This window comes from Nocardia colli, from assembly GCF_008704205.1.
Taxonomy (GTDB): Bacteria; Actinomycetota; Actinomycetes; order Mycobacteriales; family Mycobacteriaceae; genus Nocardia; species Nocardia colli.
This window is the reverse complement of sequence record NZ_VXLC01000073.1, coordinates 1-796: the sequence shown is the minus strand read 5'-3', so window position 1 is coordinate 796 and position 796 is coordinate 1. Positions and strand designations below refer to the sequence as shown.

At 54.4% G+C, this 796-nt stretch carries 1 rRNA gene; it reads left to right on the top strand.

The features are described 5' to 3' along the window. Positions 1–43: 43 nt before the first annotated feature. Positions 44–796 (top strand): 23S ribosomal RNA (locus F3087_RS45750); the annotation flags it as partial.

Here is a 796-nt window from a genome sequence, read left to right as displayed (position 1 = left end):
GTGTGTTGTTTGAGAACTGCACAGTGGACGCGAGCATCTTTGTTAGTAAGTGTTTAAGAGCGTACGGTGGATGCCTTGGCACCAGGAGCCGATGAAGGACGTAGGAGGCTGCGATAAGCCTCGGGGAGCTGTCAACCGAGCTGAGATCCGAGGATTTCCGAATGGGGAAACCCAGCACGAGTGATGTCGTGTTACCCGCATCTGAATATATAGGGTGTGTGGAGGGAACGTGGGGAAGTGAAACATCTCAGTACCCACAGGAAGAGAAAACAATAGTGATTCCGTGAGTAGTGGCGAGCGAAAGCGGAAGAGGCTAAACCATGCACGTGTGATACCCGGCAGGGGTTGCGTGTGTGGGGTAGTGGGGCTCACTTTCCTATATCTGCCGATGTAGGCGGGAGTCAGAAACCGTTGTGTTAGTCGAAGTGGTCTGGAACGGCCTGTCGTAGAGGGTGAGAATCCCGTAGACGAAAACTCAGCGGCTCTTGTAGTGAGTACCCGAGTAGCAGCGGGCCCGTGAAATCTGCTGTGAATCTGCCGGGACCACCCGGTAAGCCTGAATACTCCCTGGTGACCGATAGCGGACTAGTACCGTGAGGGAAAGGTGAAAAGTACCCCGGGAGGGGAGTGAAATAGTACCTGAAACCGTACGCTTACAATCCGTCAAAGCCTGTGCATCCTTTAGTGGGTGGTGGGTGATGGCGTGCCTTTTGAAGAATGAGCCTGCGAGTTAGTGGCATGTGGCGAGGTTAACCCGTGTGGGGTAGCCGTAGCGAAAGCGAGTCCGAATAGGGCG